Below are 25601 nucleotides of genomic sequence, written 5' to 3'. Positions count from 1 at the left end.
AGCGGCCGTAGTGGGTGGTGCCCCAGCGGTCGGTGATGGCAGTGGCCTGGAGCAGCGTGAAGTTTCCGCGGACCGTGCCTGCCATGACGGCGACGGCGGTCAGCAGGGCGTACGGGCCGGGAACGAGGGCCAGAGCAGCGGTGATTGCGCGGCCGAGAGCGATGAGGGTGACCATGCGGGTCGTGGTTGCGGTGCGGCGGGCGAGCGCGGCGTACAGGGTGCGGCCGAGAGTATGTCCTGCGCCGCCGAGGCCGAGGGCCCAGGCGGCCTGGGCGCGGGTGAAGCCCCGTTGGAGGAAGAGCGGGACGAGGACGACGACGACTGCGTAGACGGCGAACGCGGAGAGTGTCAGGGCGCAGGCCAGCATCCAGAAGGGCCGGCTGCGGAGGACGGCTGTCGCGTCGCTGGAAGCGTGGGTCGGGGGCGGAGGCGCTGGGGGCCAGGGGCCTTTGAGGGCGAGTGCGTGGGCGGGGATGGTGATGACGGCCAGGACCAGGGCGAGCACGGTGTAGGCGGCCCGCCAACTCAGGTGGTCGGCGAGGGCCGCGGTGGTCGGAGCGAAGACGGTGGAGGCGAGACCGCCGGCGAGGGTGACGATCGTCAGGGCGCGCACGTGGTCGGGGCCCACCAGCGGGTTAGGGCGGCGAAGGCGGGCTGGTAGAAGGTCGTGGCCATCGCAAGTCCGGCCAGCGCCCAGCCGGCGGTGAAGACGGGCATGTTCGGGGCCACAGCCACGATCAGCAGACTGGCCGCGCCGAGTATGGAGCCGGTGGTCATGACGGCGCGGGGGCCGCGACGGTCGAGGATGCGGCCGACGCGGATCCCGGCAAGGGCGGAAACGACGAGAGCGAGGGAACGCCGCGGTGGTCGTGCCGGCCGGCCAGCCGGTTGCGGCGGTGATCTCCGGGTTGAGGACGGGGAAGGCGTAGTAGACGATGCCCCAGCTCACGATCTGCGTGGCGCAGAGGGCGGGCAGGGCGGCGCGGGGCCGCGGCCGGTCCCCGTTCCGGCTGCGGCCCTGCGAGTTGATGCGTCCCAGGTCGGTCACGAGCCGCAGCAGCCGCCCGCTGGGGCATGCTCGTCAGCCTTCGCGGTCATGGCAGCTGGACGAGCCGCGGCGCGGGCGCGCAGCAGCCGCCGTCGCCGTCGCCTGCAGCGGCGTCGGGCGCGTCGAACAGGCCGGCGCCACCGCAGACGCCAGTCTCGGGCAAGGTCAGTTCCACGCGGTCGGCTGCCTCCAGGTCGCCGGCGATCGCGGCCGCGACGGAGCGGACCTGCTCGTAGCCGGTCATGGCGAGGAACGTCGGGGCGCGGCCGTAGGACTTCATCCCCACCAGGTACACGCCCGGTTCGGGGTGGGCGAGCTCGCGGTGGCCGTGGGGGTAGACGGTGCCGCAGGAGTGCTGGTTGGGGTCGATCAGCGGTGCGAGCGCGACCGGGGCCTGGAGGCGCTCGTCCAGGCCGAGGCGGAGCTCGGACAGGAACGCGACGTCGGGGCGGAAGCCGGTCAGTACGATCACCTCGTCCACCGCGTCGAGGCGGCGGCCGTCCTCGGCGGCCAGGACCAGGCGGCCGTCGCCGTCCCGCTCGATGGTCTCGGTGCGGAACCCAGTGACCGCGTGGGCGTGGCCGTCGTCGACGGCGGCCTTCGCCGCGAGGCCGAGCGCGCCGCGGGCGGGGAGCTGGTCGGCTTCGCCGCCGCCGAAAGTGGCGCCGGAGATCCCCCGGCGCAGGATCCACACCGCCTTCGTGCCCTCCCCGCCGTCGGCCTTGGCCAGATCGGCGAGGTAGGCGAGTGCGGTGAAGGCGGAGGCGCCGGTGCCGATGACCGCCGTGCGCCGGCCCGCGAACCGGGCACGGATGGCCGGGTCCTTCAGGTCCGGGACGCGGTAGGTGATCCGGTCGGCGGCCGCGCGCTCACCGAGGGCGGGGAGGCCGCTGGCGCCTGCGGGGCTGGGGGTGGTCCAGGTGCCGGAGGCGTCGATCACGGCGCGGGCGAACAGGCGCTCCTCGCGGTCGTCGGCGTACGCGACATGGACGACGAACGGCTGCTGCTCGCGGCCGGCGTCCACGATCCGGTCACGTCCCGCCCGGGAGACTCCGGTGACCCGGGCGCCGGTGCGGACGCGGCCTGCGAGGGCGTCGGCGAGGGGCTGGAGGTAGAGCTCTGCCCAGTCCCTGCCGGAGGGGTAGGCGGCCGGGTCGGGGCGAACCCAGCCGGTGGGAGCGAGGAGCTTCTCGGCGGCCGGGTCGACGACCTCGCCCCAAGTCGAGAAGAGCCGCACGTGCGACCACTCGCGCACGGCCGCCCCGGCGGCCGGCCCCGCTTCCAGGACCAGCGGCTCGATGCCGTATTCGACGAGATGGGCGGCGGCGGCCAGCCCCGAGGGACCGGCTCCGATCACGACGACGGGCAAGTCGGCGGTGGCAGGCGCGTTCACGATCGACTCCTCTTGTTTCGACATTCGTCGATGGATTGCGCTCGCCAGCATGACACCTGTATTGATAGACGTCAACATAGACATTTATCGAATCCACCGACGCCGCCCTTTCGGCTGCGGGCAGTCCGGGCTGGCCGCCGCACATGCACTGCGCGGCGGGGCTGCGGCCGGTGGCCCTGGAGGCGTCCGGCCAGCCCCCAGGATCGTGGCCCCGCCACTACCACCGGATTGGCGGCGCAGTCTGCCGTCGGACTCCCTGCGCGGCATCGGCCGGGACGCCGGCCGGGCCGCCCGCCGCCTGACCGGCGCCTTCGCCCACGGATGATCCCCTCACCCTGGTTCGACGTATGTCAACATAGATGCATGTCGAATACGAAGGTGCTGCCGCTACTCAAACCCGAGCCGTCCGGGGCCGTGGCGCCGTGCTGCCCTCCGCTGACCGAGCGCCCGTTCACCGCCGAGGAGGCCGAGACGGCCGCGCGGATGTTCAAGGCGCTCGGCGACCCGGTTCGGCTGCGCCTGTTCTCCGCCGTGGCCTCGCACGAGGGCGGCGAGGCGTGCGTGTGCGACATCTCCGACGTCGGCGTCTCCCAGCCGACCGTCTCCCACCACCTGAAGAAGCTCAAGGACGCCGGGCTGCTCACCTCCGAGCGCCGCGGCACCTGGGTGTACTACCGGGTCGAACGGTCCGTGCTGGCCGCGATGGGCAAGCTGCTGACCATCGCCCCGGCCGCGGCCTGACAGCAGCCGGGAGCAGGAGGAGCACGGCCGTGTCCGGCGTGGCGGCTGCGCGAGCGTGCGGCCGTCGTATCGGCCGCTGCCACGACGGTCTTCGAGTCAGACGTCTCGGCTCGTCATGCATCATGCGCCGCAGATGTTGCTCAAGCGGCCTCAGCAGGCCGGGAATTCCAGAGCTGGGTGTATCTCGCCACTTCCTCAGATGTCAGGTCGTTGTCGCCCTCGGTGCGCAGCAAAGTGGTGTCCCAAGGGCGGCTGCCGTCGGTGCGCGGGGTGAGCAGAACACCGAGGGTGGAGGTCTGTTCGGCCAGGCCGGTCTGTTGATGGAGCTGATGGTGGCGCAGCAGTACATACGACTGGAAGGCGGCTTCCACCTCGGGGCCGAAGCGCGTGGCGCATCCGAAGATGAGCTGACGGGTTCAGGAGGGGTCGATGGAACGGCGCCAGCGCCACTTGGTCTCGTCGGCCGGCACTTCGCGTACGTCGGCCAGCATGTCCAGCAGCAGCTGCCCCCATTCGGCACGCGCACCGACCGGCAGTTTGTCCAGGTCGGAAAGAGGAGCAGCCGGTTGGGCTCGCTGATCTGCGATCTGATGGCTGAGGTCGCGACGTCCTCCATGATGATCCGCATGACCCGATGGGCCTGCTCCACACCCGCCGGCACTTGCGGGAGCAGCGGAACGGAGAAGTGTGTTCCGCCGAGTGCGGCGACATCGGGGCTGAGGGGGCCGGGGACCCCTCGGCGTCAGCTGCAGCGAACTCGTAGTAGCGCACGGGTTCTTCGCCCAGGGCGACGGCCGACTTGGCGGCGGCCCGGAAGAGGTAGTCGAGGACGGCGGTGGTGGAGCGCAGCTGATCGAAGAGGAAGTCCCAGTCCCTGCGCGTCAGGGCAATCGCGGGTATGCCGATCGGCTCCAGCGAGCAGATCATCTCGTCGGGCACCTGCTCGTGGTCCAGCAAGAACACGGCGATCCACTCCTAGGCGTTGCCGTCGACGGACAGTGTGCGGCCGGGACCGTTGATCATGTCGGCCGGCAGCAGCCACAGCTGCCTCACGGTGCCCTTGGCCTGGCGCATGGCCTTGGTCGCGACCTTGTGGAACCAGGCCACCTCGGTGTCCGCACCCTTGGGCGGAATCGTGCGGGCCTTGACCTGGATCACGGCACCGCGTCCGCCGGTGATCAGCAGCCTGTCGCCGAGCTCGCGCCGCCCGGAACCTTTGTCGGCGTAAGCGGACTGGAAGACGAAGTCGGAAAGCCCCCAGGTGGCTGCAGCGGCGTGTGCCGCCACCTCCGCACCCGGTCCATGCTCCACGCCAGGCGGAAGGGGCAGCGCCTGACGCACTCGGCGGACATACGCCCCGTTCGCGGTGTCCACGATGAGCGTGAACGCGTCCGGGTCGTCGTCCATAATGAACAACGCGGATGATGGCTGATCAATCACGCCCCCATTAGACGTGTACCGCAAACGCTGACGCGCGCGTTTTTCGTACCGGCTTCCGCGCGGGGGCACACGCTGCGGGCTGCGTCACTGCACCGTCTTCCGATCGGGCCCGAAGATGAGCGCGACCAGCGCCAGCCCGACCACGCCGCCGACGAGCTGCATGCCGATGAAGCCCGCAAGCGAGCGGGGGGCGATGCCCGCGAACGTGTCCGTGAACGCGCGGCCGATGGTCACCGCCGGATTCGCGAAGGACATGGACGAGGTGAACCAGTACGCGGCGCCGATGTAGGAGGCGACCGCGACCGGCGCGAAGCGCAGCTGGCCGGTGCGGGCCAGGCCGAAGATCAGCAGGACCAGACCCGCCGTGGCAACGACCTCGCCGAGCAGCAGGTGCCCGGCCGAGCGGTCGTGGGTGGACCACTCCACGAGCGGCTTGCCGAACACCGCGTCCGCCAGGATCGCGCCCGCGATGGCACCCGCGATCTGCGCGGGGATGTAGACGGCCGCCTCGCGGATCGTCACCCCGGCGCCGCCACGGCGGGCGGTCCACCACTCGCCCAGCGTGACGACCGGGTTGAAGTGCGCACCGGAGACCGGGCCGAGCAGAAGAATCAGCACACCGAGACCGAAAACGGTGGCCAGAGAGTTGGCCAGCAGCTGCACCCCGACGTCCTTGGTCAGTTCGGTGGCCTGGATGCCGGAGCCGATGACGACGGCGACGAGGGCCGCGGTGCCGACGAGTTCGGCGGCGGCCCGAGCGACCAGCGGGGTACGCGGCGGGGCGGCGCCCGGAGCGGGCTGCGGGGCGGCGTCGGGCGCCGATTCCGCGGCGGACTCGTGGGTGGCGGTCAACAAGAACTCCTCGGTGCGGTTGCCAGGGGCGGCGACAGGTCAGGGGCAGGACCGCTTGTTGCCGGCGGCGCTGCGGGCGGACTCGGCGAGCTCGGCGAACTGTCCGGCAAGCGATGCAATGACGTCCGCGCGCAGCTTGTAGTAGGTGAACCGGCCGCACGGCTCCGTCTCCACGATCCCGGCCTCGCGCAGCACTCTCAGGTGATTGGAGAGGTTGGTCTGCTTGGCACCCGTCTCCTCCACGAGGTGGGTGGTGCACAGCGTCTCTTTGGCGAGGAGAGTCACGATCTGGAACCGGAGCGGATCGGCCAGAACCCGGATCAGATCAGTGTCGACTGACGTCAGCATGCGCTGATACTCTCACATCAGTGGTGACTGATACCACTGGGTGCTGATGCATGGGTGCCTTCCCTCTGCCGCCGCTTACGGCGCGAGACCAAGAAAGACCTCTGATGTCCGACAAGCCCTCCGTGCTCTTCGTCTGTGTCCACAACGCCGGCCGTTCCCAGATGGCCGCAGCGTGGCTGACCCACCTGGCCGGGGACCGTGTCGAGGTCCGCTCCGCCGGCTCCAACCCGGGCGAGCAGGTCAACCCCACAGCCGTCGAGGCCATGACCGAGGTCGGCATCGACATCTCCGCCGAGGTCCCGAAGATGCTCACCGTCGACGCGGTCAAGGAGTCCGACGTCTGCATCACCATGGGCTGCGGCGACACCTGCCCCGTCTTCCCCGGCAAGCGGTACCTCGACTGGCAGCTCGAGGACCCGGCGGGCCAGGGCGTCGAGGCGGTCCGCCCGATCCGGGACGAGATCAAGGTGCTGGTCGAGGGCCTGATCAAGGAGATCGCGCCGGAGCCCCAGGCATGAGCACCGCAACCGAGCCGGCTGGGGACATACGCAACGTCATCGTCATCGGCTGCGGTCCCGCCGGGTACACCTACACCGCGCGCGCCTCGCTGAAGCCGCTGGCCTTCGAGGGCGCGGTCACGGCCGGCGGCGCACTGGTGCAGACGACCGAGGTGCAGTACCTCCCCTGCTTCCCGGGCGGCATCATGGGCCCCGGCCTGATGGACAACATGCGGACCCGGGCCGAACGCTTCGGCGCCGAGCTGGTCCCCGACGGCATCGTCAAGGTCGACCTCACCGGCACCGTCAAGGCCGCGTGCACGCGGGTACCCGTTCTGACGTGCCGAGTTGGTGTCCCGTAAGAGTGGGGCCGCCCGATGGTGAAGTTTCCCCGTGATCTTGGACACTCGATGGTTATGCGGCGAGGGAGTGCTGTTGCCGCTGCCTGGTCTCAGCTGCGGTGAGGTAGCCGAAGATCTTGTGCTTGCGCAGGCGGCGGCGGCTGTAGAAGGTCTCGATGAAGTTGAAGACCTCGGCGCGGGCGGTGGCCCGGTCGGGCCAGGTCCGGGTGCCGATCTCCTCCTTGAGCAGGGCCCAGAAGCTTTCAGCGGCGGCGTTGTCGAAGCATGATCCGGTGCGCCCGCAGCTTTGCCGCACCCCCAACTCCCGTATCCGGTCCCGGAATTGGGTCGATGTGTACTCGCTTCCGCGATCACTGTGCATCACGCAGCCAGGCTGCAGGTGGCCCCGGCCGTGGGCCGTGTCCACGGCGTCGACGACGAGTTCGGCGCGGTGATGGTCAGCCATGGCATAGCCGACCACCTCGCGGGTGGCAAGGTCCAGCCAGCAGGCGAGGTAGAGCCAGCCCTCGGCGAGGTCCTTGTCGGCCATCTTCATGGCGCCGGCGGTACGGGCGGCGAGCTTGCCGTAGTCGTCGGCCGTCATGAAGCCGATCTGCCAGGGTCCGTCCATCTCGTTGCCGAGGCACCACATGCGCACGTTGTGCGGCTCCGGTGGGCCGTTGGCGACACGCAGGTCCGAAAGGGTCGTACCGGAGGGGTGGTTGGCATACTCGAGCAGGTCCAGGGCGGGCAGGATGCCGCGTGTGCCGAGGTTCACCGCGAGCATCAGCTCGGAGTCGGTGAGCTTGAGCCAGCGGGCGAACTCGTCCAGGCCGACCTGGTTCGACTCCAGCGAATGCCAGGCGAGGTCGCGGCGGACCGGGCGCTTCTCGCGTGGGCCGACCGAGTCCTCCCAGCGGAAGCCGGAGACGAGGCTCGACAACCAGGACATCGTGGCGCATCCGGTGCAGTCCGGCGGCGAGCCAAGCGCCGATCTGCGCCTCGCCGAAGGCGCTGAGCAGGTCGTTGTCCACCGGGGCCCGCCAGACGTCCAGCCTGGGACCGTCGAGCTCCAGGTGACCGAGCCGTGTCAGCACCCCCGTGCGGGCGTCGAACCGCGCGGGACCCAGTGCGATGTACCCGTCGCGGGCGATCGCCGGTGCCGGCGTGAAGGGGACGGGCGAGGCGGCCGGAGCCATGACCAGCCCCTGGGCCCAGGCGATCTCGTGACCGGCCGCGGCCCAGGTCTCGTCGGCGGCGAGCACCGCGGTCACGGTCAGCCACACCTCGTGGCCGGAGTCGTTCTTGCGCGCCGCATCGAGCGCGGCGGTGACCTCGGCGGGCCATGCGACGGCTGTCGTCGCGCCCGGAGCGGTGGCGGGCACGGTCAGGCCGCCGGAGCCCACCGGCTCGCCGCCGTCCTCGACGGTCCACCGGAAGTCCAGGTAGCCGCTGTCTCGGACGTGGTGCAGGTTGTGCACGCTGATCTGCCCGGTCGCCGGGTCGATGTGGATCCGGACCGGTTCGATGACCTTCTTGTACTCGACCAGGCCCGGCGACGGCGTGCGGTCGGGGAAGAGCAGCCCGTCGGCGACGAAATTGCCGTCGTGGACCTCCTCGCCGAAGTCGCCGCCGTAGGCGTAGAACGTGTGGGGGTCCTCCTGCCCGGTGAGCCAGGCGATGCCGTGGTCGATCCACTCCCAGATGAATCCACCGACCAGCCGCGGATGTGCCTCGATGAGCCGCGGATGTGCCTCGATGACCTGCTGGTACTCGGACAGCCCGCCGGGGCCGGTGCCCATGGCGTGTCCGTACTCGCACAGCACGGCCAGCAGGGCGCGGCGGTGTGCGTCGTCGGCCGGATCAGCCGTCGGTGCCTCCTGGCCGCGTCCTATGGCGGCCAGCTCGTCCACACCGATGTACATGCGGGAGTACAGGTCGACGTACGCGCAGCTCGCGAAGTCGCCCTCGTAGTGGATCAGGCGGCTGTTGTCGCGCTGCCGGATCCACGCGGCTGCGGCAGCCAGGTTGGCTCCGGTGCCGGACTCGTTGCCCAGCGCCCAGACGATGACCGAGGGGTGGTTCTTGTCGCGCTCCACCAGCCGTGCGGCACGGTCCAGGTAGGCCTCGCGCCACGCGGGGTCGTCGCTGGGGTTGCGCCGCCAGCCGCCGGGTTCGAAGCCGTGCGTCTCGAGGTCGCCCTCGCAGAACACCAGTTGTCGTCCCCGCACACGAACCGCTCAGCCGCCTCCATCCGCGACCGCTCATGAAAGGCCCGCCGTTCGGATTCATCAGCCCGCCGTCCTGCGTGTACCTCATGCAGACGGCATACCGCAGGTACCACCAACCGTCAGCCCCCAGCAACACCGGAGACGGAGCGCGCCTGTCGGGATGAGAACATCAGCGGACGGCGGCAATGATGTCCGTCATCGAGCCGTAGGTCTCGTGGTCCTGGCCGACTGCGAACAGCGCATGCGACGCGAGCAGGAACAGTGCGGCTGGCCGCTGGACTCCGTCGTCGCCCTGGCGGCCATGAAAGCCCTCGCGCTGCCCTTCGAACTCCACCCCGCCTGGCAGGACGACTGGCATCCCTGACCCGGCGCCCGGCCCGAGGACGGTTCCACGCCAGCAGGCCCAATGCCGCTGCCCGCCCAGCCGCACGCTGCGTCTGCCCATCAGGCCAGCACAGCCGGGCCTGATGGCCCTGAGCTGTCCCGGGTTTCGTAGAGTCCGCGGACTGTTCCGAGTTGGGAGAGTCGAGTTGCTTGGTTTCAGGCTACTGGTGGGGTCTGGAGTTCGTACTCCACCGGGCTGAGCAAGCCCAGTGCGGAGTGGCCAGCAACCCGACTCCATCAGAACCAGGGCAGACCACTCCACGAATCCGAGGTCAGCTCAAGGTGAGGATGGGGCGGCGGCCGGTGCCGGGAGCTGTCAGGCGGGGTCGGCGATCACGCCGTACGTTCGACGAGGTGCGGTCTTATCAGCGGTTCGGTGTGCCGCAGTGGGCGTGCGGGCGCTGTGCGTGGTACAGGCGGATGCGGCCCTTGCCGGCGGCTTTGGCCGCGTACATGGCCAGGTCTGCCTGGTGCAGCAGTTGGTCCGGTGTGATGCCCGGTACGGCCACTGCCATGCCGATGGAGGCCGACACCTCTGCTTTCATGGTGCCGATCGGGTACGGCTGCGTCAGCGCGGTCAGGATCCGCTGAGCGACCTCCTTGGCACTCGAGGGATGTGCTCCCGCCTCCCACTCGAGAAGGGCTGCGAACTCGTCGCCGCCGAGGCGGGCCACGGTGTCCCCGGCCCGTACGGATGCCTGGAGCCGACGACCGGCATGCCTCAAGACAGTGTCCCCTGCCGCGTGCCCTGCCGAGTCGTTGACCGCTTTGAAGCCGTCCAGGTCCATGAAGAGCACCACGGGCGGGATCTCCACCGTGGTCCGCTTGCGCAGAGCGTGGGCGACCCTGTCGGCGAACAGGGCCCGGTTGGGCAGGCCGGTCAGTGCGTCGTGGAAGGCCAGGCGCTCCAACTGCATCTGCTGAGCGACCCGCTCGCTGACATCGCGGCTGATGAAGATCAGTCCATCGGGGTGGTGGTTGATCGTCGACTCGACGTGGCGCCAGCTACCGTCGGCAGCCTGTATCCGGCATGACACCCGTCGGCCCGGCCCGCGGATCTCCGATTCGGCGTCCTGCCGCAGCGTCTGGACGGCTTGCATCAGCGTCTCGCGGTCGTCCGGGTGGGTGTACAGAGGCAGGCGAGCGCCCAAGAGGTCCTCGGGTCGGTAGCCGTAGACCCACAGGGCGGCCGGGCTGACGTACACTACCCGCTCGTCCGGTGAGACGATCGTGATCACGTCGGAGGTGCGGTCGACCAGCGTTCGGTAGTGATCCTCACGCACCGCGGACTCATGAGTGATCCTCAAGTGGTCGGCGTGGATGACGCCCTGGCGGACGCCGAGCGCGAGAAGCACCGAAGCGGCCAATGCCGACATCACCGTGTCGATGGGGCCGCCGGCGACGGTGTGCGCCGCGATGGCCAGCGCGCAGAAGACCACGGGCGCGAACGCCGCCACCACACCGATGACGGGCATCATCCGCTGGTCGAACCCCACGACGCTGACGCCGCCCGGCAGCCACGGCGCCACGGCGACGAGGAACAGCCCGACCACCGAGCCTGCCGCGGCGAGGGGGGTCCCGTCCCATGCGCCCGGCTCCGGTGGCAGGATCCGAAGCACGTCGCCCGTGGCCAGAGCAGCGAGCGCCAGGACGGCCACCGTGGTCGCGGTGCGCTGGGCGTGCGGCAGGCAGAACCGCAGGGCGACCAGCAGCCCGAAAACGAGGATGTCCGCCACCACACGGGCGAGACCAAGGAATGATGTCGATACGTCATCGACCCGGTCTGCGCGGTGCAGCAGCAGGACCCAGCCCACCGTGAGCAGAGACCCTGCGACCAGCCAGCCGTCCAGCAGCCGCCGTAGCCGGATCAGGGTCGTACCGCTCTCCGTGGCCGCCATCACCAGCGCGGCGACCGCGGCCCCCAGGCATGCGGCGACCCCGACGCAAACCAGCACCCGGACATCGGATGAGAAGACGCCCGCAGCAAGCGTCCTCGAAGCAGCCACCTGATTTACGAGGACATAGTGCAGGCCGCCTGCGGCGACCGAGATGGCCGACAACGTGAAGCGTAAACGGACTCTTCCCGCGGCGGTGCGGGCGCGCGCGAGGAGGGACCCGGCCGCTGCCCCATGTGCGGCCGGCACTGCGATGCCCGTCGGCACGACGACGGCCACCACCGTGCCCGCTGCGAGGGCCAGGGCCACCACGGCACCCCCAGACAGAGCTTTACCTGCTTTCGTGACACGCAGCCAACCGAGGCGAGCAGTGCGGCCGAGACAGTCACGGCCGGCCCACTCCTGGATCATGCAAACCCCCGAAGGTGATCGAGCCCGGAAGAGCGGATGCACACGACGTCCGGAACAACTCGAGCGGTTACGAGGGTAGGACGATCCTTTCGTCTGCCGCATAACCAGCCTTAGGATATTCACCTGAAATAGCGGCAGCTTCGCCCGTTGGGCATGGCAATGCCCAAGCATGGGTTATGAATGATGTGGCACCAGGCCTTCAGTTTTGACTGGGAGTGATGAATCGTTTCCCGAGCCCGCCATGCTCGCGTGGATGCCGAGCTTGTGCGGAAGCTGTGGGTACTCCGGGCCTTTGAGCTTGCGACGCGCATTGCAGCACCGCAACTGACGATGTGTCAGATCTAGGCGCACAAAAGAGGGGCTCACACATGGCGGGCCCCTCGGGGTGGTGCTGACGGTGACGCGTACCGTCCGGCTCGTCAGTCGACGTACCCGCCCCACCCGAAGTCGTCGGGCAGGACGTTGCCGGCCGTGTGTGGCCCAAGGGCATGAGACTGATCGTCCGAAAGGAACGGCCCCTTCCTGGTGCCCAGTTGAGGATCACGGACGCGGACGGCATGCGGATCACGTGCTTCGCGACCAAGACCCCCCACCTGCCGATCGCCGAGCTCGAACTCCGTCACCGGCTGCGGGCCCGGGCCGAGGACCGTATCCGGGCTGCCCGGGTCACCGGCCTGCGTAACCTGCCCCTGCACACAACCGCCCAGAACAAGGTCTGGCTGGAGATCGTCCAGATCGCCCTCGACCTGCTGGCCTGGACGCCCATGCTCGCTCTCACCGGCAAGGCCCGACTCTGGGAACGCCGCCGGCTGCGCTTCCGCCTGTTCTCCGCGGCCGCTCAGCTCGTCACCACCGGCCGACGCAGGATTCTCCGCCTCTCTCGGCACTGGCCCTGGACCGGCGAGATCACCGCCGCCCTCGAACGGCACATGCTCCTGCCCACCCCCGGCTGACCAGCAACCTCAACCGTCCCGACGACAGCACCACCCGATCCCGGGCAGTGGAACCCGGCGCCCACCCGACGCGACAACCGGGCCACCGACCTGCCCGCCACCAGCGCCGGAAAGCAAAAGGGCCCACCGACTCCGTCGGCGGACCCTCGCGCAAGATCGAGGCTAAGGCCTTCGCGGGCGACGAGATGACGCGGCCTTCTTCTTGTAGCAGGCGCCGCCAATCAGTAGCAGGGGCACGGTGAGCAGCCACCAGTCGTAGCTCAGCATGCCGAGCCCGAACGTCAGCGACGAGAGGATCAGGGCGACGGCACCCGCGGTGTTCCGCGCCGAGGCCTTCAAACGCGGGCAGGCGGCAACGCCAGGGCAGGGGTCGAGGTGTGCTTCACGCCGACCTACGCTTCGTGGGCGAACCCGATCGAGGCCCACTTCGGGCCACTGCGGCAGTTCACCATCGCCAACTCCGACTACCCCAACCACCCCGTTCAGACCCGGGCCCTGCGCGCCTACCTGCGGTGGCGCAACGTCAACGCCCGCCACCCGGGCGTCCTGGCCGCAGAACGCAAGGAACGCGCCCGCATCCGCGGCGAGAAAGGCATCCGCTGGGAAGGACGCCCCCTCACCACCGCGGCCTGACCAACCCGGCGAACCACGCGGTCACAGCAGTAGCGGCACACGGGATACTCGACGTTTCGAAGCGTGACCGGCAAAGAAGCCACCGGTAAGCCCGACCCTTCGGCGCCGGGCTATCGCGTCAAAAGTCAGAAGTCCGCCATCCATGCGTAACCCGGTCTAGCTTCCTCAGTTGTGCTGGTGTCGCAGATGCGGCATCCGCCGAAGATTCAAGAACGTCATGGAGATGATATGTGGGACGCTGCAGTATGGATGTTTATCGTGAGTGCATCCGTATTCTCCTTCGGTTCTGTATTTCTATCCAATCATTACCGGAGACTGCATCATAGGGATGCGGTGGAACTGCGGCGGCGTCAGCGCATGTTCGACGTCCTGCGGGACAATATGCGTGTACGGCACCACGCGCATCCGTCTGACTGCTCCGAAGATGATCCTCAGCCGCTGGCGCCGGCAATTGCTGACAGCAATTCTGGAGCTCAGGGTTAGCTGCGGCCGTAACGCCCCCTCCAGCCGTACACCCCCTATATGAAAATCCCGGAAATCGCGGCTGGAGGCACCGGCGCCGCTGATTGTCATACAGCGGCATAAGGTGTTGTGGCTGATCGGCAAAAGCTACGTGGGTACCGTCGCACGCGGCCGGTCAGCAGCGGCTGGGCAGCGAGGCTGCTCGGGGCGGGCCTGGTCCGACGCTGCCGTCAGAGATCGCCGGCGTTTTCGCGGCCCGGGACACGGCTCAGTCCTTGGGGACTTCCCCGGTTTCATACGAGCACCTATAGTGCCTGCCCGATACCTGCACAATCGTGCTTGTCCGGCTAATCATTCACCCGCTCGCAACGCATCCGCCCACGAGAGGCGCCGTTAGTTGGAATATAACGAAGGCAACCAGGGAACAGGCGATCGAGTCCCTTCCGAAGAGGATGCGCCCGGAAAGCGTCCGCGTCACACGGCTGGGTTCCTTCACCTGCATCCCGAAACCCGCCGCCTGCGACGAGAAGGTGAACGGCGTCCTCGCGAATGGACTGATGTCGGTCACGCTCGATGTGACCGAGAAGGACCTTCGGGAGCTCATGGACTCCTTGAGCGTTCTGGAGGATGGTCTTTCGAGACGCTGGGCGGAGCTGGAAAGCTGAATGCTGGCACGAAGAGACCGGCTGCCCTGCCGTGCACCACGCGGGATTCTCCGCCGAATTCTCCACCGGCTATGAGGACACCGGGCGATACCAGGATTCGCCTGGGTTCCTCTATCCGCCGCTGACGCCGCCGGAGTCAGCCTTGGACCCCGCAGAGGAGCTGGCCTTCATGCTGCGGGACGCCGTCGAGGCCGAGCAGGCTAGTATCCCGCTGTCCGCGCCAAGAGCCTTGACCAGCTCGTCGACCGAGCGGGTGGACACCCCGTGGACGTACGCCTCCATCACGACGGCGAACAGGGCCTGGTCGATGCGGCGGCGGCGCTCCAGCAGGCTGGGGAAGAAGCTACCCGAGCGCAGCTTGGGTATGCCCAGGTCCAGGTCGCCGGCCTGGAGGATGCGCCGGGCGGAGGCCCGTGTGGAGTGAGCTGGGCGACCTCGTTCACCGTGAGACGCGCACGCGCTCCGCGTCGAAGACGCGCAGGACCGCGATGGCCCGCTCCAACTGCTCCAGGCGCGGCTCTTCCAACTCGGTGCTCACGACTGAAGCGTGGACGACAGGCCGGGCCCGCAGCGCCCAGCTGTTCGCTGTGAGCCCGGTTTCTCCTCACGCGGCGGGGGCGAGGACGATGTCGAAACGGACCTGCGTCCAGGTGCCGTCCACGTCCCGCCCGTCGGGCGTCGGCGTGCCGGCCGGGCGCTGCTCGAAGTCCTTGACCAGGGACTCCTTGACGCCGAAAACGGTGTCGGAGTCGAGCAGGTCGTCGCCCCGGACGAAGATGTGCGTCACCAGGGTCCGGCACTGCGGCGCCTCGACCATGAAGTGCAGGTGCGAGGCCCGCATCGGCGAACGGCCGGTCGACGCCAGCATCCTGCCCACGGGACCGTCGTGCGGGATCGGGTACGGCGTCGGCGTGACGCCCCAGAAGCGGTAGCTCCCGTCGGCCTCGGTGAACAGGTGGGCGCGGGCGGCGGTGCGGCCGTCGTCGTACTGGACGTCGTAGAAGCCGTCCTCGTCCGCCTCCCACACCTCGATCTTGGCCCCCGCGATCGGGGTGCCGTCGGTGTCGCGGACGGTGCCCTCGACCCAGCACGGCTCCCCCGCCGCCCCGAAGGACATGTCCCCGCCCGGCTCGATGCGCGGGGATCCCTCGACGAAGAAGGGTCCGAAGACGGTGGCCTCGGTGGCGTCGCCGTAGGCCTCGTTGTTGATGGCGATGGTCTGCATCGACGCGCCGAGGGTGTCGGAGAGCAGGATGAACTCCTGCCGTTTGTCGTCGGTGAGATGGCCGACGGCGGTCAGGAACTCGATGCCCTTGCTCCACTCCTCCTCGGTGAGGCGGACGTCGCGCAGAAAGGCGTGCAGGTGCTTGACGATGCCCTGCATCAGCTCCTTCAGGCGGGGGTTCGCGCAGGAGTCGAAGGAGCGCTGCACCCGTGCGATCAGGTCTTCCTCGCGGGCCGTCTGCTCCGCGGACACGTCGTTGATCATGCGGGGTCACTTCCTTCCCAGGCCGCGCGGAGCAGCGCGGTGAGGTTCCGTTCGGTGACGGGCGTGGGGTTGCCGGCGGGGATCGCGGCGAGGACGGGAGGCACCGCCCGGGCGATGGCGTCCTCGGGCATGCCGTAGTCACGCAGGGCGCGCGGGGCGTCGAGTGCCGCGCGCAGGGCGGCGAGTCCCTCCACCGCAGTCGGCGCGCCGAAGGCCTCGGCCATGCGTCGCTCGGTCTCCGGCACGGCCGGGGCGTTGAAGGCCAGGACGTGCGGGAGCACCACGGCGTGGGTCTGGGCGTGCGGGAGGTTGAACATGCCGCCCAGCACATGGCAGATCTTGTGGTGCATCCCCGAGCCGGCGGAGGCGAAGGCGACGCCCGCCAAGTAGGCGCCGTACAAAGTCTGTTCGCGGCCTTCGAGCCCGGTCGGCTCGGCGGCCACGGCAGGCAGGCCCTGCGCCATGCCCCGGATGCCCTCCCCCGCCAGCGCCCGGTCGATCGGGTCCGCGCGCGGGCCCCACATCGAGTCGACGCAGTGGGCCAGGGCGTTGAGGCCGCTGGCCACGGACATCTCGACCGGCAGGCCGAGCAGCAGGGAGGCGTCGTAGACGATCGAGCGCGGCAGGACGCGCGGGTCGACGCCGGTGGTCTTCACCTCGCCCTCGGTCAGGCCCCAGACGTTCGTCGCCTCCGAACCGGCGTACGTGGTGGGGACGGCGACGATCGGCAGGCCGGTGGTCAGCGCGACCGCCTTGGCGAGGCCGGTCGTCGAGCCGCCGCCGACGCACACCAGCGCGTCAACGGAGCCTTCGGCGGCGGCCTTACGGGCGCGGTCGGCCACGTCGACGGGAACGTGCATGACGACCTCGTCGTGGCGGACCGCGACCGGCAGATCCGCGCCGACGCGGTCGACGAGGGCGGCCTCGGCGGGCGCGGCGATCAGCATCACCCTCGTCGCCTTCAGCGCGGCCACCTCGGTGGCGACCGCGGACGGCGCGTCACCGGGGGCGAAGACGACCCGCTGGGGCAGGGTCTCGTGGAGGAACCGCACCGTTCAGGCCTTTCCGAGGAGCTGGGCGAGGGCGCCGCGCAGGGCCGCCTCGGGGTCGTCGGCGAGGCTCATGGAACGCCAGGCGACGTGCTTGTCGGGGCGTACGAGGATCGCGCCGGACTCCTCGACCTCGCGGAGCTTGGCCCAGTCGTAGTAGAGGTCCGTGACCTCGCGACCGGGGCCGATGACGACCGTTTCGAGCGCGATCCCGAGGTCGCCCGCGACCTTCTCCGCGGCGTCGGCCCAGTCCTCGCCGGCGATGCCCGTGAGGAGGGTCCAGCGGGTGTACGGCGCCAGGTCCATCAGGGCGAGCTTGGTGACGTTGTCGCCGACCCAGGCGTGCGGGAGGTGCGCTCCGGGGCTGGTGGACATCGTGTAGTAAAGGTCCTCGTCCCTGCTCGGCGCGGGACGGGTGCCGTCGGAGACGACGGCGGTGGACTCATAGAACTGGCCGAGTTCGACGCCGTGCGCGTTGAACTCGTAGTTCTTGGTCTCCATCGCCGTCACGAGGGCAGCCCTCTTGGCCGCACCCTCGGGGGTGTTGGCCTTGCGCTCCTCGATCAGGGCCCGCATCTCGTCCTCGTCCTTGGCGTCGAGGACACCGAGGGCCTGGAAGATGTCGATGAACTCCCGGCTGGACCTGTTGGCCCGGGTGACGATCCGCTTCGCGACGGGCGCCCGCTCCTGCGAGTACGTCTCAAGGAGCGACGGGTCGGCCTGCCCGCGCAGCACGGCGGCGAGCTTCCAGGCCAGGTTGTAGGAGTCCTGGACGCTGGTGTTCGAGCCCAGACCGTTGCTCGGCGGGTGCCGATGGACGGCGTCGCCGGCACAGAAGACCCGGCCCTTGTGCAGATGGGTCGCGTACATCTCGTTGTTGCCCCAGAGGCTGGTGCCAGTGATCTCGACCTCCAGGTCCGGGATGCCCAGCAGCTGGCGCACGATGCGGATCGCCTCGGCCTCGTCGACGACAGGGGGTTCGCCCGCGATGTCGTAGCCCCACACGATCAGCCACTCGTTCCAGGGCCGCACCATCCGCACCAGGCCCGCGCCGATGCCGCCGACGTTCGCACCCGGCTGGATCACCCAGTACAGGACGGACGGCCGATGGCCCACATAGGAGGCGATGTCGGCCTTGAAGGTGATGTTCATCGAGCCGGCGATGTCCATCGCGCCCTCGTAGGGCAGGCCGATGTCCTCGGCGACCCGGGAGCGGGCGCCATCCGCGCCGATCAGGTACTTGGCCCGGATGTCGTACTCCTGACCGGTGAGCCGGTCGCGGACCCGGACGGTGACGCCGGTGTCGTCCTGGGTGTGCGAGAGGTATTCGGTGGAGAAGCGGGTCTGGGTGCCGCGCTGGGTGGCGTTCTTGACGAGGATCGGTTCGAGGTACGTCTGCGGGATGTCGACGGTGAGGCAGGGCGAGGCCAGCTGGTAGTCCGCCTCACGGTCGGGGCGGGTGCCCCAGGTGTGGATGCGGCCGATCTCCTCGCCCGCGATGGAGGTGCAGAAGACGGTGTCGCCGACCAGACCGTGCTCGGTGGCGTCGGCCAGGACCTGGTCCTCGATCCCCATGTCGCGGAAGATCTCCATCGCCCGCTGGTTGGTGATGTGCGCCCGAGGGGTGTTCGCGGTCCACCGGTACTTGGTGATCACGATGTTGTCGACACCCAGGGTCGACAGGAACAGGGCCGCCGAGGCGCCTGCCGGGCCGGAGCCGACGATCAGGACATCGGTCTCCACCTGTGACGATGCCGGGAGTTCAGTCTCTTGCTGACCGTCGTTGAAGTCGGGCATGGGGCGCTCACCTTCTTCTCGCGGGGTTCTGAAGGCAGCGTGCGCCCCGCCCTGGTCGCATACGGCGGATTGGGGTGGCGGACGGCCGAAATCCGTATCCTGCGGGTCCTCAGCCGCGTTTCACGGCCGTACGGCGCAACTCGCCCGCAGTGACGCCGAAGCGGGCGTGGAAGGTCTGGGAGAAGTGGGCGACCGAGCTGAAACCGCAGGTGGTCGCCACGGTCGCCGTACGGGCTTCCCTGGCAGCGGGGCCGGTCAGCAGGCCGTAGGCGAGTTCGAGTCGCCGACCGAGCACGTAGCGCGGGAAGGTCGTGCCGGCGTCCGCAAAGACGCGGGTGAGCTGACGGACGCTGATGCCGACCACGCCGGCGACCTCGGAGGCCGACAGGCGTGGATCGTGCAGCCGGTCCTCGACATGGGCGCAGGCAAGCGCGCGGTGGACGACAGGGGGCCGGGTGGTGCCGCCGCCCACGAGCGCGGACGCGAGATCGACGATCGTCTGCTCGTCGGGCCGGGTCGGCGTCTCCACGCCGACGGCACGTCCGACGAGGCGGGCGATCGCGCGTCCGTACGGGTTTCTCTCGTCCCGGCGGACGATGAGCGGCTGCCCGGCCCGCACACCGTCCGGCAGCGCACGCCGATCCACCCGCACCGCCAGCTCGTCCAGCCCGTGGCCGAACCCGCGCACGAAGCTGCCGTCCGCGTCGCAGACCAGAACGTCACCGGGCCGGACGATCTGCCACCTGCCCGCCTGCTCGAACTGCGCCTCCCCGCGCAGGGAGACGTAGATCGCGAGGGAGCCCGTGGGCCGCCGCTCGATGAGATCGGCGGGGCGCTCCACGACATGGGCCGTCGTACGGACCCTGGCCAGATGAACCCGCCCGAGGTCGAGGTTGTCCTCGCGCGCCCGGAAGTCCTCGCCGCCCGGCGTACGGCACTTCAGGGCGATCAGGGCGTCGGCGTTGTGCTCCTCCCAGGCCCGCAGCCGCTCCGCCGACGGCACGTGTGCCGTCGAGAAAGCTTGCGCCGGGCGGGGTGCTGCAGGTGCGGGGTGCATGGCTCTCAGGGTAGGACCGGCTCGCCAGGCGCAGAAGGCGATGAAACACACCTCGATGCTGCGCCGGGGGACGGCGTCCGGACCGGCGTCGGGGTTGTGGACCGCAGTATGCATCACGTCCCCACTGCGGTCCGGGTTGACAGTGCTGTCCTGCGGTGGCGGTGAGATCGCCCCCCACGTCTCGTGGACGACGGCCCGGGAGTACGGCCGGATCGGGCCGTCGTCCCGCTCCGACAGCTTCACGAACTCCGCGTGCGACTGGAGTCGCCGACCGAGCCCTTGGACGCTTGAACACCTGCTCTGACCAGGCGCGTTGTGAGCTTGAGAAGCCGTATCTCAACCGATCATGGACCGTGCACGTCGAACAGCTTTCCCGCTGGGGTGATCTTCTGGCGGTAGGCGCATCAAGGCAGACACCTCACGTTGCTATGCCGTCAAGTTCTCGGGATCAGTCCTCCGTTCTGAGCTGGGCACGACCGTCCTGGCGGGTACGACGCGACACGCGGTCGTGACAGTTACGCGCCTGCGCTGACCAGCCCCTGCCGTCCTCACGGCGGGCATTAATCCGGCGGTACTGCTGTTCCTCTGATGGACGCCAGCCACAGCAGCCCCGACCGGCGTCTCAAAGGAACGGGCGAGAACGGAACGGGCGCATGAGCGACACACTGACCGGCAACCTCAAACGGGCCGCCGCACCGACTGTGGACAGCGGTCTGCTCGAACGGGCACGCCGGCACCGGCGGCACACCCTTGAACTGCTGACCGTCTGCGCCGTCGCTCTCGTCCCCTGGACTGTGCTGCTGGCGGCGACGCTGCCCTCCGGATACCAGGTCCATCACTGGAGCGTCACCTGGGTGGGGTTCGACATCCTTCTCGTGGTCGCGATGGCGTCCACCGCGCTTCTCGGGTGGCTGCGGCACCGCGCCGTCATCGTGGTGGCGCTCGCGACGGCCCTGTTGTTGATCTGCGACGCGTGGTTCGACGTGTCTCTCGCCTTCGGTACTCCGGAAATCTGGCTGTCGGTGGCACTGGCCGTGTTCGCCGAACTGCCTCTGGCCTTCTACCTGATCCGCCGGGTGACGGGGATGATCTCGTTGGCGCAGTGGCCCTCCGCCAAGGCCGAGGCGTGCAGCGACGAGCAGGTCACCGACCGGGACACCTGAAGGATCGGCGGCACGGGGGCCCTCTGCTCCGCCGGGGTCAGCTCGTGTGCCGCTGCGCCGCGGGCGTCACCGACTCCGGGTGGGCATACGACGGCGCCACGCGCAGCAGGCGGGCCGCCCAGCCGGGCAGATACCAGTTCCACGGGCCGAACAGCGAAACGAGCGACGGAACCAGCAACATCCGCACGATGGTCGCATCCAGGAGGATGCCGATACCAAGGCCCGTCGCCAGTGTCTTCAGATCGGTGCCCGGGCCGGAGGCGAGCGCGGCGAAGGCGAGGAAGAGGATCAGCGCGGCGCTGGTGACCAGCCGGCCGGTGCGGCCGAGGCCCTCGATCACGGCGGCGTCGGTGGAGCGGCCGGTGTCGTACTCCTCTCGGATGCGGGAGAGGATGAACACCTCGTAGTCCATGGACAGTCCGAACAGGAACGCGAAGACCATCAGCGGGATCCAGAAGGTGATCGCGCCGGTGGCCGCGATGCCGAAGACCGCGTCGGAGCCGTGCCCGTCCTGCCAGAAGATCACCATCACTCCGAGGGTCGCCGCAAGGGAGATCAGGTTCAGCAGGACCGCTTTGAGCGGCAGCAGCAGGGAGCGGAATGCGCGCACCAGCAGGACGTACGTCAGCAGGGCGATGATGGTGAGCATCAGCGGGAAGTTGCCGTAGACGGCATGCAGGAAGTCGATCTGTGCCGCGCCGATGCCCGCGACGCCGAGGACGCCGGGCAGACCGTCCGCGGCGGTCTTGACCCGTTTGACCACGCCGACGCTCTTGGAGTTCACGGTCTCGTGGTCGGGGATGACGACCACGATGCTCTGCCCGGCGCGGTTGCCGGCCGGTCCGGACGGCACGAATACGCTGCTGACCCCGTCGATGTCGGCGAACTTGGCGGCGGCTGTGCGGGCCTGGTCGGTGCGGACCAGGACCTCCATGGGGGTCAGGGCCCCCGTTGGCACACCGCCGCGCTCCAGGGTCTGCAGGGTCTCGTAGGCCGGGCCGCTCTTGGCCAGTGACTCGGACGAGGCGAGACCGATCTTGATGCCGAGGAAGACTGCGGTCAGTGCGAAGAGTGCGGCCAGCGCGGTGGCGGCGGCGATCCAGCGGCGTCGTACCACAGCAGTGGTCCACCGGCTCCAGAAGCGGCTGGCCCGGTTCTCGTGCCGGATCTTCGGCCAGTCGACTCTCGGTCCGATGCCGCCCAGGATCGCCGGGGTGAGCGTGAGCGTCGTCAGCACGCTCGCCAGGGGGATGAGGGCTCCGCCGTAGCCCATGCTCCGCATGAACGGGACCGGCAGGACCACCAGCGCCAGCAGACCGATCGCGACGGTGACGCCGCTGAACAGCACGGCGTGCCCGGCGTGTTCCATCGCGACGACGACCGCGTCGTGATTGTCCCGGCCGTGGTCGCGCTCCTCTCGCCAGCGGGTGACGAACAGCAGCGAGTAGTCGATCGCCACGCCCAGGCCGATGAGGGCGACCAGGAACTGCACGATGAACGACACATCAGTCGCATAGGTGAGCGGCAACAGCATCACAAAGGTCGCGAGGATCGACACCGCGGCCACCACCAGCGGCAGCAGGGCCAAGAAGGATGCGAACACGAAGGCGAGTACGGCCAGAGCGCCGACGGCGCCGAGAAGTGTCTCCCCGAGGACGCCCGGTCCACCCCCGTTGTTGCCACCGGAGGCCAGCACGTCCTCCCCCGTCACGCCGACCGCAGACCCCGACGGCACGGCGTGCTGCGCCGCCGATCGGATCGGATCGGTGAGCAGCTTCTGGCTGGGTGACGGGTTGAAGCGGTAGAACACCAGGGCGTAGGCCGTGCGGTCGTCCTTGGTCCGGAACGCCTTGTCCCCGGTGTTCGCCTCGTCGATCACCCGTAGGCCCGGGACGGCTGTGCCGGCGGCTGCGAACGCCCGCCCGACATCCTGCTCGTGACCGGTGATGGTCTGCCCCGCGGGGAATGTGACCGAGACCAGATAGGGGTTCGTGTCACCGCCGCTGCCGAAGGCGCGTTCGATGCGGTGGGCCGTCACCGTGCCGGGTTGACCGGGCAGGGAGAAGTCGATCGTCAGCCGGTTCGTCGTCCGGCCGGCCAGGAGGATGCCGGCGACGAGCACCAGTCCCCAGAACCCCACTACCGCCTTGCGATGCCTCAGAACGAACTCGGCCCACCGCCGCATGCTCGGGCCCTCCCCACGTTGTAGGTTGCGGGAGTTTAGCGCTATGCACCCTTCCTTCACTATCAGGTAGATCGATAACTTTTGATGCGATCCAGTGCCGTGTCGCCCAGGGCCCATCGCGGACGACTGCCGTTCTCCGGCCGGTGCGGCTCGGGCTCGACGATCAGTTCCAGGTGGTCGGTGCAGTCGGCGCACTTCCGGGACTTCACCCACATGCCCGGGCGGTTGCGGTGCTCGCTGGTGGCCTGCCAGGCGAGGTGCGCCCACTCGCGGGTTCCCCGTCGACGAACGCCTCCAGCGGGCAGTTGGCCCCGGCGCCCTGACCGGCGAGGGAGGCGTCAACGCGGGGAACGCCGTTCTCGACGGCGACGACGGAGTTGGCGGCGCCCAGGCCGAGGTTGTGGTGGGCGTGGATCCCGAGCCCGGTGGCCGGGTTGAGGACATCGCGGTAGGCGCGGACGCCGTCCATGGTGAGCCGGCCGCCGGAGTCGGCGACGTAGACGCAGTGGGCGCCGTAGGACTCCATCAGCTTGGCCTGGCGGGCGAGTGCGGCTGGTTCGGCCATGTGGGACATCATGAGGAAGCCCGCGACGTCCATACCCAGCTCGCGGGCGGCGGCGATGTGCTGGCGGAGATGTCGGCCTCGGTGCAGTGGGTGGCGACGCGGACCGAACGGATGCCGAAGGCGTGGGCCTGCCGCAGGTCGTGCAGGGTGCCGATGCCGGGCAGGAGGTGCCTCGATCACCTGCCACTCCGCGTCCGTGGTGTCCGAGGTGTAGCGGCGGGACCGAGCCGGATGACGGCGGCCATGACCGAACTGGCAGGCCAGGCACGGGCAGTGAGCTTGCCCATTTTGGGCGACAGCGGGGTGGCAGGGGGCGTACAACGACAATGACAGGACCTCTTGGCGCGACCGGGCTTCGAACACCGCACTTGCTGCCAAGAGGTCCCGGCAGTGCACGTCACTTCGCCGATTCCCACCCATCCGCGACGATCAGTTCAGTTTACTGAGTCGCAGGTCAGAGCACTATGCACGTCCATTCCTCCTCGCGACCGAACCAGCAGGGCCGCTCGTCCCGTCGTGGAGTGGTCAGTCGTGTGTGCCGTACCAGGTCCATCGTCCGACTTCGATGCCGGACTGGCCCCAAGGGGTGGAGTAGACGGCATCACCGTTGCCCGAGGTGCGCAGATAATTCTCCCCGCTGTAGGTCGTGAGGTCGTTGTCGTCGCCGTTCCACAACTGCCCGGAGTTGAGGCCGCTGTCGCAGGTGCTCAGCCACACGGCGTTCGTGGCGCTCTTGTTGTCCGTGGTGAGGCACTTGCCGGTGTACCAGCTCTTCAGCTGGCGGTAGGTGATCCCGCTGGGATAGGCGGTATACGAACTGCCCCAGTTCCAGTAGGTGCCTGGCGACTGATCGCAGGGGCCGGACCAGACGTTGCTGGTCGTGGTGGAACCGGTGAGGCAGTTGCCCTCGTAGGCGTTCTTGTACACCCAGTCGGTCGCCGCGAACGCACTGGACATCGAGCCCGCCACGGTCAGCATGAGGGCGGCGAACATCATGGGCAGGGTCAGTCTCAGGGTCTTCCTAGATTTCATGATCACGAGGATCGAGGGCAAAAGCGTTAACCATGCGAATCGCACATGAACATGCCATGTCACGCTGGTCACGCTCTGGGCATGCACGCGTCATCAAACCGGCACTCCGGCGTCGACAACGAACGCCCCACGCTCCCCTACCGCCAAGCACCCTAAATGATCAGTTCATTTACAGGCTCTGAGCTTGTCCTACCTTTGAATTGCTCCGGGATCGGTGGAGGCTCCGGACTGTCCCGGGTTGGGTGGAGTCGAGTTGCTTGGCTTCAAGGAGCCCGGCCCCATCACGAGTTCAACCTCAGTCATGCAGGGCGGCCGCGAGCGCCTCGGCGAGGGTCACGGGCGGGTGGCCGATCAGGCGGCGCAAGTCGCCAGAGTCGGTGTACATCTCGCCGCGGTTCATACCGCGGTCAGCGTCAGCGAGGACCTCTGCCAGCTCGGCGGGTAGGCCCGCGGAGGCCAGTACCTGGGCGAAGTCGGTCACCGACAGGTCAGCGTAGGTAACCTGCTTTCCGGCCGCAGCGGAGATCGCGGCGGCGAGCTCGGTCAGGGTGAAGGATTCGTCGCCGCCGAGCTCGTACACGGCGCCGGTGTGGCCTTCAGCGGTGAGGACGACTGCTGCGGCCTCGGCGTAGTCGGCGCGGGACGCGGCGCTGATCCGCCCCTCGCCTGCGGCGCCGACGACGGCGCCGTTCTGCAGGATCTGCGGCAGTTGGCTGGTGTAGTTCTCCAGGTACCAGCCGTTGCGCAGCAGCACGCTGGGGATTCCGCGGTACCGCAGATACGCCTCGGTCTCGCTGTGCGTGGCACCGATGACGGTGGTGGCCGTGTCCGCGTGCGTCGTGCTCGTGTACGCCACTAGCGACACGCCTGCGGATGCCGCGGCGTCGATCACGCGGCGGTGGTTGGCGACCCGCTCGCCCACGGGGACCGAGGCCGAGATCAGCAGCAGCCTGTCCGCCCCCGCGAATGC

General features: G+C 69.0%; 18 protein-coding genes and 9 pseudogenes. 8 read left to right on the top strand and 19 right to left on the bottom strand.

Annotation, left to right across the window (positions count from 1 at the left end; genetic code table 11):
• Positions 1–1039: pseudogene (locus ACWCQ1_RS48375) on the bottom strand (MFS transporter); the annotation flags it as partial.
• Between the two features lie 5 nt (positions 1040–1044).
• Positions 1045–2441, bottom strand: a pseudogene (locus ACWCQ1_RS48370) (NAD(P)-binding domain-containing protein).
• A gap of 363 nt (positions 2442–2804) precedes the next feature.
• Here ACWCQ1_RS48370 and ACWCQ1_RS48365 point away from each other — a divergent pair.
• Positions 2805–3182: a metalloregulator ArsR/SmtB family transcription factor gene (locus ACWCQ1_RS48365; RefSeq protein WP_133049488.1), complete on the top strand. Its 378-nt coding sequence runs from the start codon at positions 2805–2807 to the stop codon at positions 3180–3182.
• Between the two features lie 140 nt (positions 3183–3322).
• On the opposite strand, the gene ACWCQ1_RS48360 is transcribed toward ACWCQ1_RS48365, so the two are convergent.
• The 4 genes from ACWCQ1_RS48360 to ACWCQ1_RS48345 form a co-directional block, all read right to left on the bottom strand.
• Positions 3323–3553, bottom strand: a complete 231-nt coding sequence (locus tag ACWCQ1_RS48360) for a hypothetical protein (RefSeq protein ID WP_451029642.1) — start codon at positions 3551–3553, stop codon at positions 3323–3325.
• Positions 3554–4157: 604 nt separating this feature from the next.
• A complete protein-coding gene (locus ACWCQ1_RS48355) occupies positions 4158–4622 on the bottom strand; it encodes a hypothetical protein (protein ID WP_451029641.1) in 465 nt (154 codons plus the stop codon).
• A gap of 84 nt (positions 4623–4706) precedes the next feature.
• Positions 4707–5474 (bottom strand): aquaporin, encoded by a 768-nt coding sequence (locus tag ACWCQ1_RS48350; protein ID WP_451029640.1) that lies wholly within the window; start codon positions 5472–5474, stop codon positions 4707–4709.
• Positions 5475–5513: 39 nt separating this feature from the next.
• Complete coding sequence (locus ACWCQ1_RS48345) at positions 5514–5822, bottom strand: metalloregulator ArsR/SmtB family transcription factor (protein WP_133049484.1); 309 nt, start codon at positions 5820–5822, stop codon at positions 5514–5516.
• Positions 5823–5926: 104 nt separating this feature from the next.
• On the opposite strand from ACWCQ1_RS48345, the gene ACWCQ1_RS48340 reads away from it, so the two are divergent.
• Together ACWCQ1_RS48340 and ACWCQ1_RS48335 are read left to right on the top strand one after the other, a co-directional pair.
• Positions 5927–6340: an arsenate reductase ArsC gene (locus ACWCQ1_RS48340; RefSeq protein WP_133049483.1), complete on the top strand. Its 414-nt coding sequence runs from the start codon at positions 5927–5929 to the stop codon at positions 6338–6340.
• Positions 6337–6630 (top strand): annotated as a pseudogene (locus tag ACWCQ1_RS48335) (NAD(P)/FAD-dependent oxidoreductase); the annotation flags it as partial. The gene ACWCQ1_RS48340 and the pseudogene ACWCQ1_RS48335, both read left to right, overlap by 4 nt.
• 103 nt (positions 6631–6733) lie before the next feature.
• Here the strand turns inward: ACWCQ1_RS48335 and ACWCQ1_RS48330 are convergent.
• The 3 genes and pseudogenes from ACWCQ1_RS48330 to ACWCQ1_RS48320 all read right to left on the bottom strand — a co-directional run.
• Positions 6734–7210, bottom strand: a complete 477-nt coding sequence (locus tag ACWCQ1_RS48330) for a transposase (protein ID WP_451029643.1) — start codon at positions 7208–7210, stop codon at positions 6734–6736.
• A pseudogene (locus tag ACWCQ1_RS48325) lies at positions 7193–7597 on the bottom strand (alpha-L-arabinofuranosidase); the annotation flags it as partial. The gene ACWCQ1_RS48330 and the pseudogene ACWCQ1_RS48325, both read right to left, overlap by 18 nt.
• Before the next feature lie 331 nt (positions 7598–7928).
• Positions 7929–8873, bottom strand: a pseudogene (locus ACWCQ1_RS48320) (glycoside hydrolase family 2 TIM barrel-domain containing protein); the annotation flags it as partial.
• A gap of 178 nt (positions 8874–9051) precedes the next feature.
• Between ACWCQ1_RS48320 and ACWCQ1_RS48315 the strand changes: the two are divergent.
• Positions 9052–9255, top strand: coding sequence for a hypothetical protein (locus ACWCQ1_RS48315; protein WP_451029639.1), 204 nt, complete (start codon positions 9052–9054; stop codon positions 9253–9255).
• 385 nt (positions 9256–9640) lie between these two features.
• Here ACWCQ1_RS48315 and ACWCQ1_RS48310 read toward each other — a convergent pair whose 3' ends face one another.
• Positions 9641–11230 (bottom strand): diguanylate cyclase domain-containing protein, encoded by a 1590-nt coding sequence (locus ACWCQ1_RS48310; RefSeq protein ID WP_451029638.1) that lies wholly within the window; start codon positions 11228–11230, stop codon positions 9641–9643.
• An 827-nt stretch (positions 11231–12057) separates the two neighbouring features.
• Between ACWCQ1_RS48310 and ACWCQ1_RS48305 the strand changes: the two are divergent.
• The 3 genes and pseudogenes from ACWCQ1_RS48305 to ACWCQ1_RS48295 form a co-directional block, all read left to right on the top strand.
• Positions 12058–12534, top strand: a pseudogene (locus ACWCQ1_RS48305) (transposase); the annotation flags it as partial.
• A 369-nt stretch (positions 12535–12903) separates the two neighbouring features.
• Positions 12904–13167 (top strand): annotated as a pseudogene (locus tag ACWCQ1_RS48300) (IS630 family transposase); the annotation flags it as partial.
• Positions 13168–14081: 914 nt separating this feature from the next.
• The gene (locus ACWCQ1_RS48295; protein WP_358610825.1) at positions 14082–14294 is read left to right on the top strand and encodes a hypothetical protein; all 213 of its coding nucleotides are present in this window, start codon (positions 14082–14084) and stop codon (positions 14292–14294) included.
• Positions 14295–14507: 213 nt separating this feature from the next.
• On the opposite strand, the pseudogene ACWCQ1_RS48290 reads toward ACWCQ1_RS48295, so the two are convergent.
• The 5 genes and pseudogenes from ACWCQ1_RS48290 to ACWCQ1_RS48270 form a co-directional block, all read right to left on the bottom strand.
• Positions 14508–14678: pseudogene (locus tag ACWCQ1_RS48290) on the bottom strand (transposase); the annotation flags it as partial.
• Positions 14679–14898: 220 nt separating this feature from the next.
• Entirely contained in the window at positions 14899–15783 is an 885-nt protein-coding gene (locus ACWCQ1_RS48285; protein WP_358609523.1) for an intradiol ring-cleavage dioxygenase, read from the bottom strand.
• The gene (locus tag ACWCQ1_RS48280; RefSeq protein WP_451029637.1) at positions 15780–16835 is read right to left on the bottom strand and encodes a maleylacetate reductase; all 1056 of its coding nucleotides are present in this window, start codon (positions 16833–16835) and stop codon (positions 15780–15782) included. The genes ACWCQ1_RS48285 and ACWCQ1_RS48280 overlap by 4 nt, the downstream gene beginning before the upstream one ends.
• A 3-nt stretch (positions 16836–16838) precedes the next feature.
• Positions 16839–18629: an FAD-dependent oxidoreductase gene (locus tag ACWCQ1_RS48275; protein WP_451029636.1), complete on the bottom strand. Its 1791-nt coding sequence runs from the start codon at positions 18627–18629 to the stop codon at positions 16839–16841.
• A 109-nt stretch (positions 18630–18738) separates the two neighbouring features.
• Positions 18739–19686 carry an AraC-like ligand-binding domain-containing protein gene (locus ACWCQ1_RS48270; protein ID WP_358609532.1) on the bottom strand — a complete coding sequence of 316 codons (948 nt, stop codon included), beginning with the start codon at positions 19684–19686 and terminating at the stop codon, positions 18739–18741.
• Positions 19687–20339: 653 nt separating this feature from the next.
• Here ACWCQ1_RS48270 and ACWCQ1_RS48265 point away from each other — a divergent pair.
• Positions 20340–20849 carry a hypothetical protein gene (locus ACWCQ1_RS48265; RefSeq protein ID WP_451029635.1) on the top strand — a complete coding sequence of 170 codons (510 nt, stop codon included), beginning with the start codon at positions 20340–20342 and terminating at the stop codon, positions 20847–20849.
• Positions 20850–20886: 37 nt separating this feature from the next.
• Here ACWCQ1_RS48265 and ACWCQ1_RS48260 read toward each other — a convergent pair whose 3' ends face one another.
• The 4 genes and pseudogenes from ACWCQ1_RS48260 to ACWCQ1_RS48245 all read right to left on the bottom strand — a co-directional run.
• Positions 20887–23034, bottom strand: a complete 2148-nt coding sequence (locus ACWCQ1_RS48260; protein WP_451029634.1) for an MMPL family transporter — start codon at positions 23032–23034, stop codon at positions 20887–20889.
• 283 nt (positions 23035–23317) lie between these two features.
• Positions 23318–23766: pseudogene (locus tag ACWCQ1_RS48255) on the bottom strand (4-hydroxy-2-oxovalerate aldolase); the annotation flags it as partial.
• 358 nt (positions 23767–24124) lie between these two features.
• Positions 24125–24631, bottom strand: a complete 507-nt coding sequence (locus ACWCQ1_RS48250) for a hypothetical protein (RefSeq protein ID WP_451029633.1) — start codon at positions 24629–24631, stop codon at positions 24125–24127.
• A 295-nt stretch (positions 24632–24926) separates the two neighbouring features.
• Positions 24927–25601 (bottom strand): NmrA family NAD(P)-binding protein (locus ACWCQ1_RS48245; RefSeq protein WP_451029632.1); only part of this gene is annotated, 675 nt, incomplete at its 5' end.

The organism is Streptomyces sp. NPDC002144 (genome assembly GCF_053593695.1).
The sequence above is the reverse complement of the archived record's forward strand: the minus strand, read 5'-3'. Positions and strand labels throughout refer to the sequence as shown.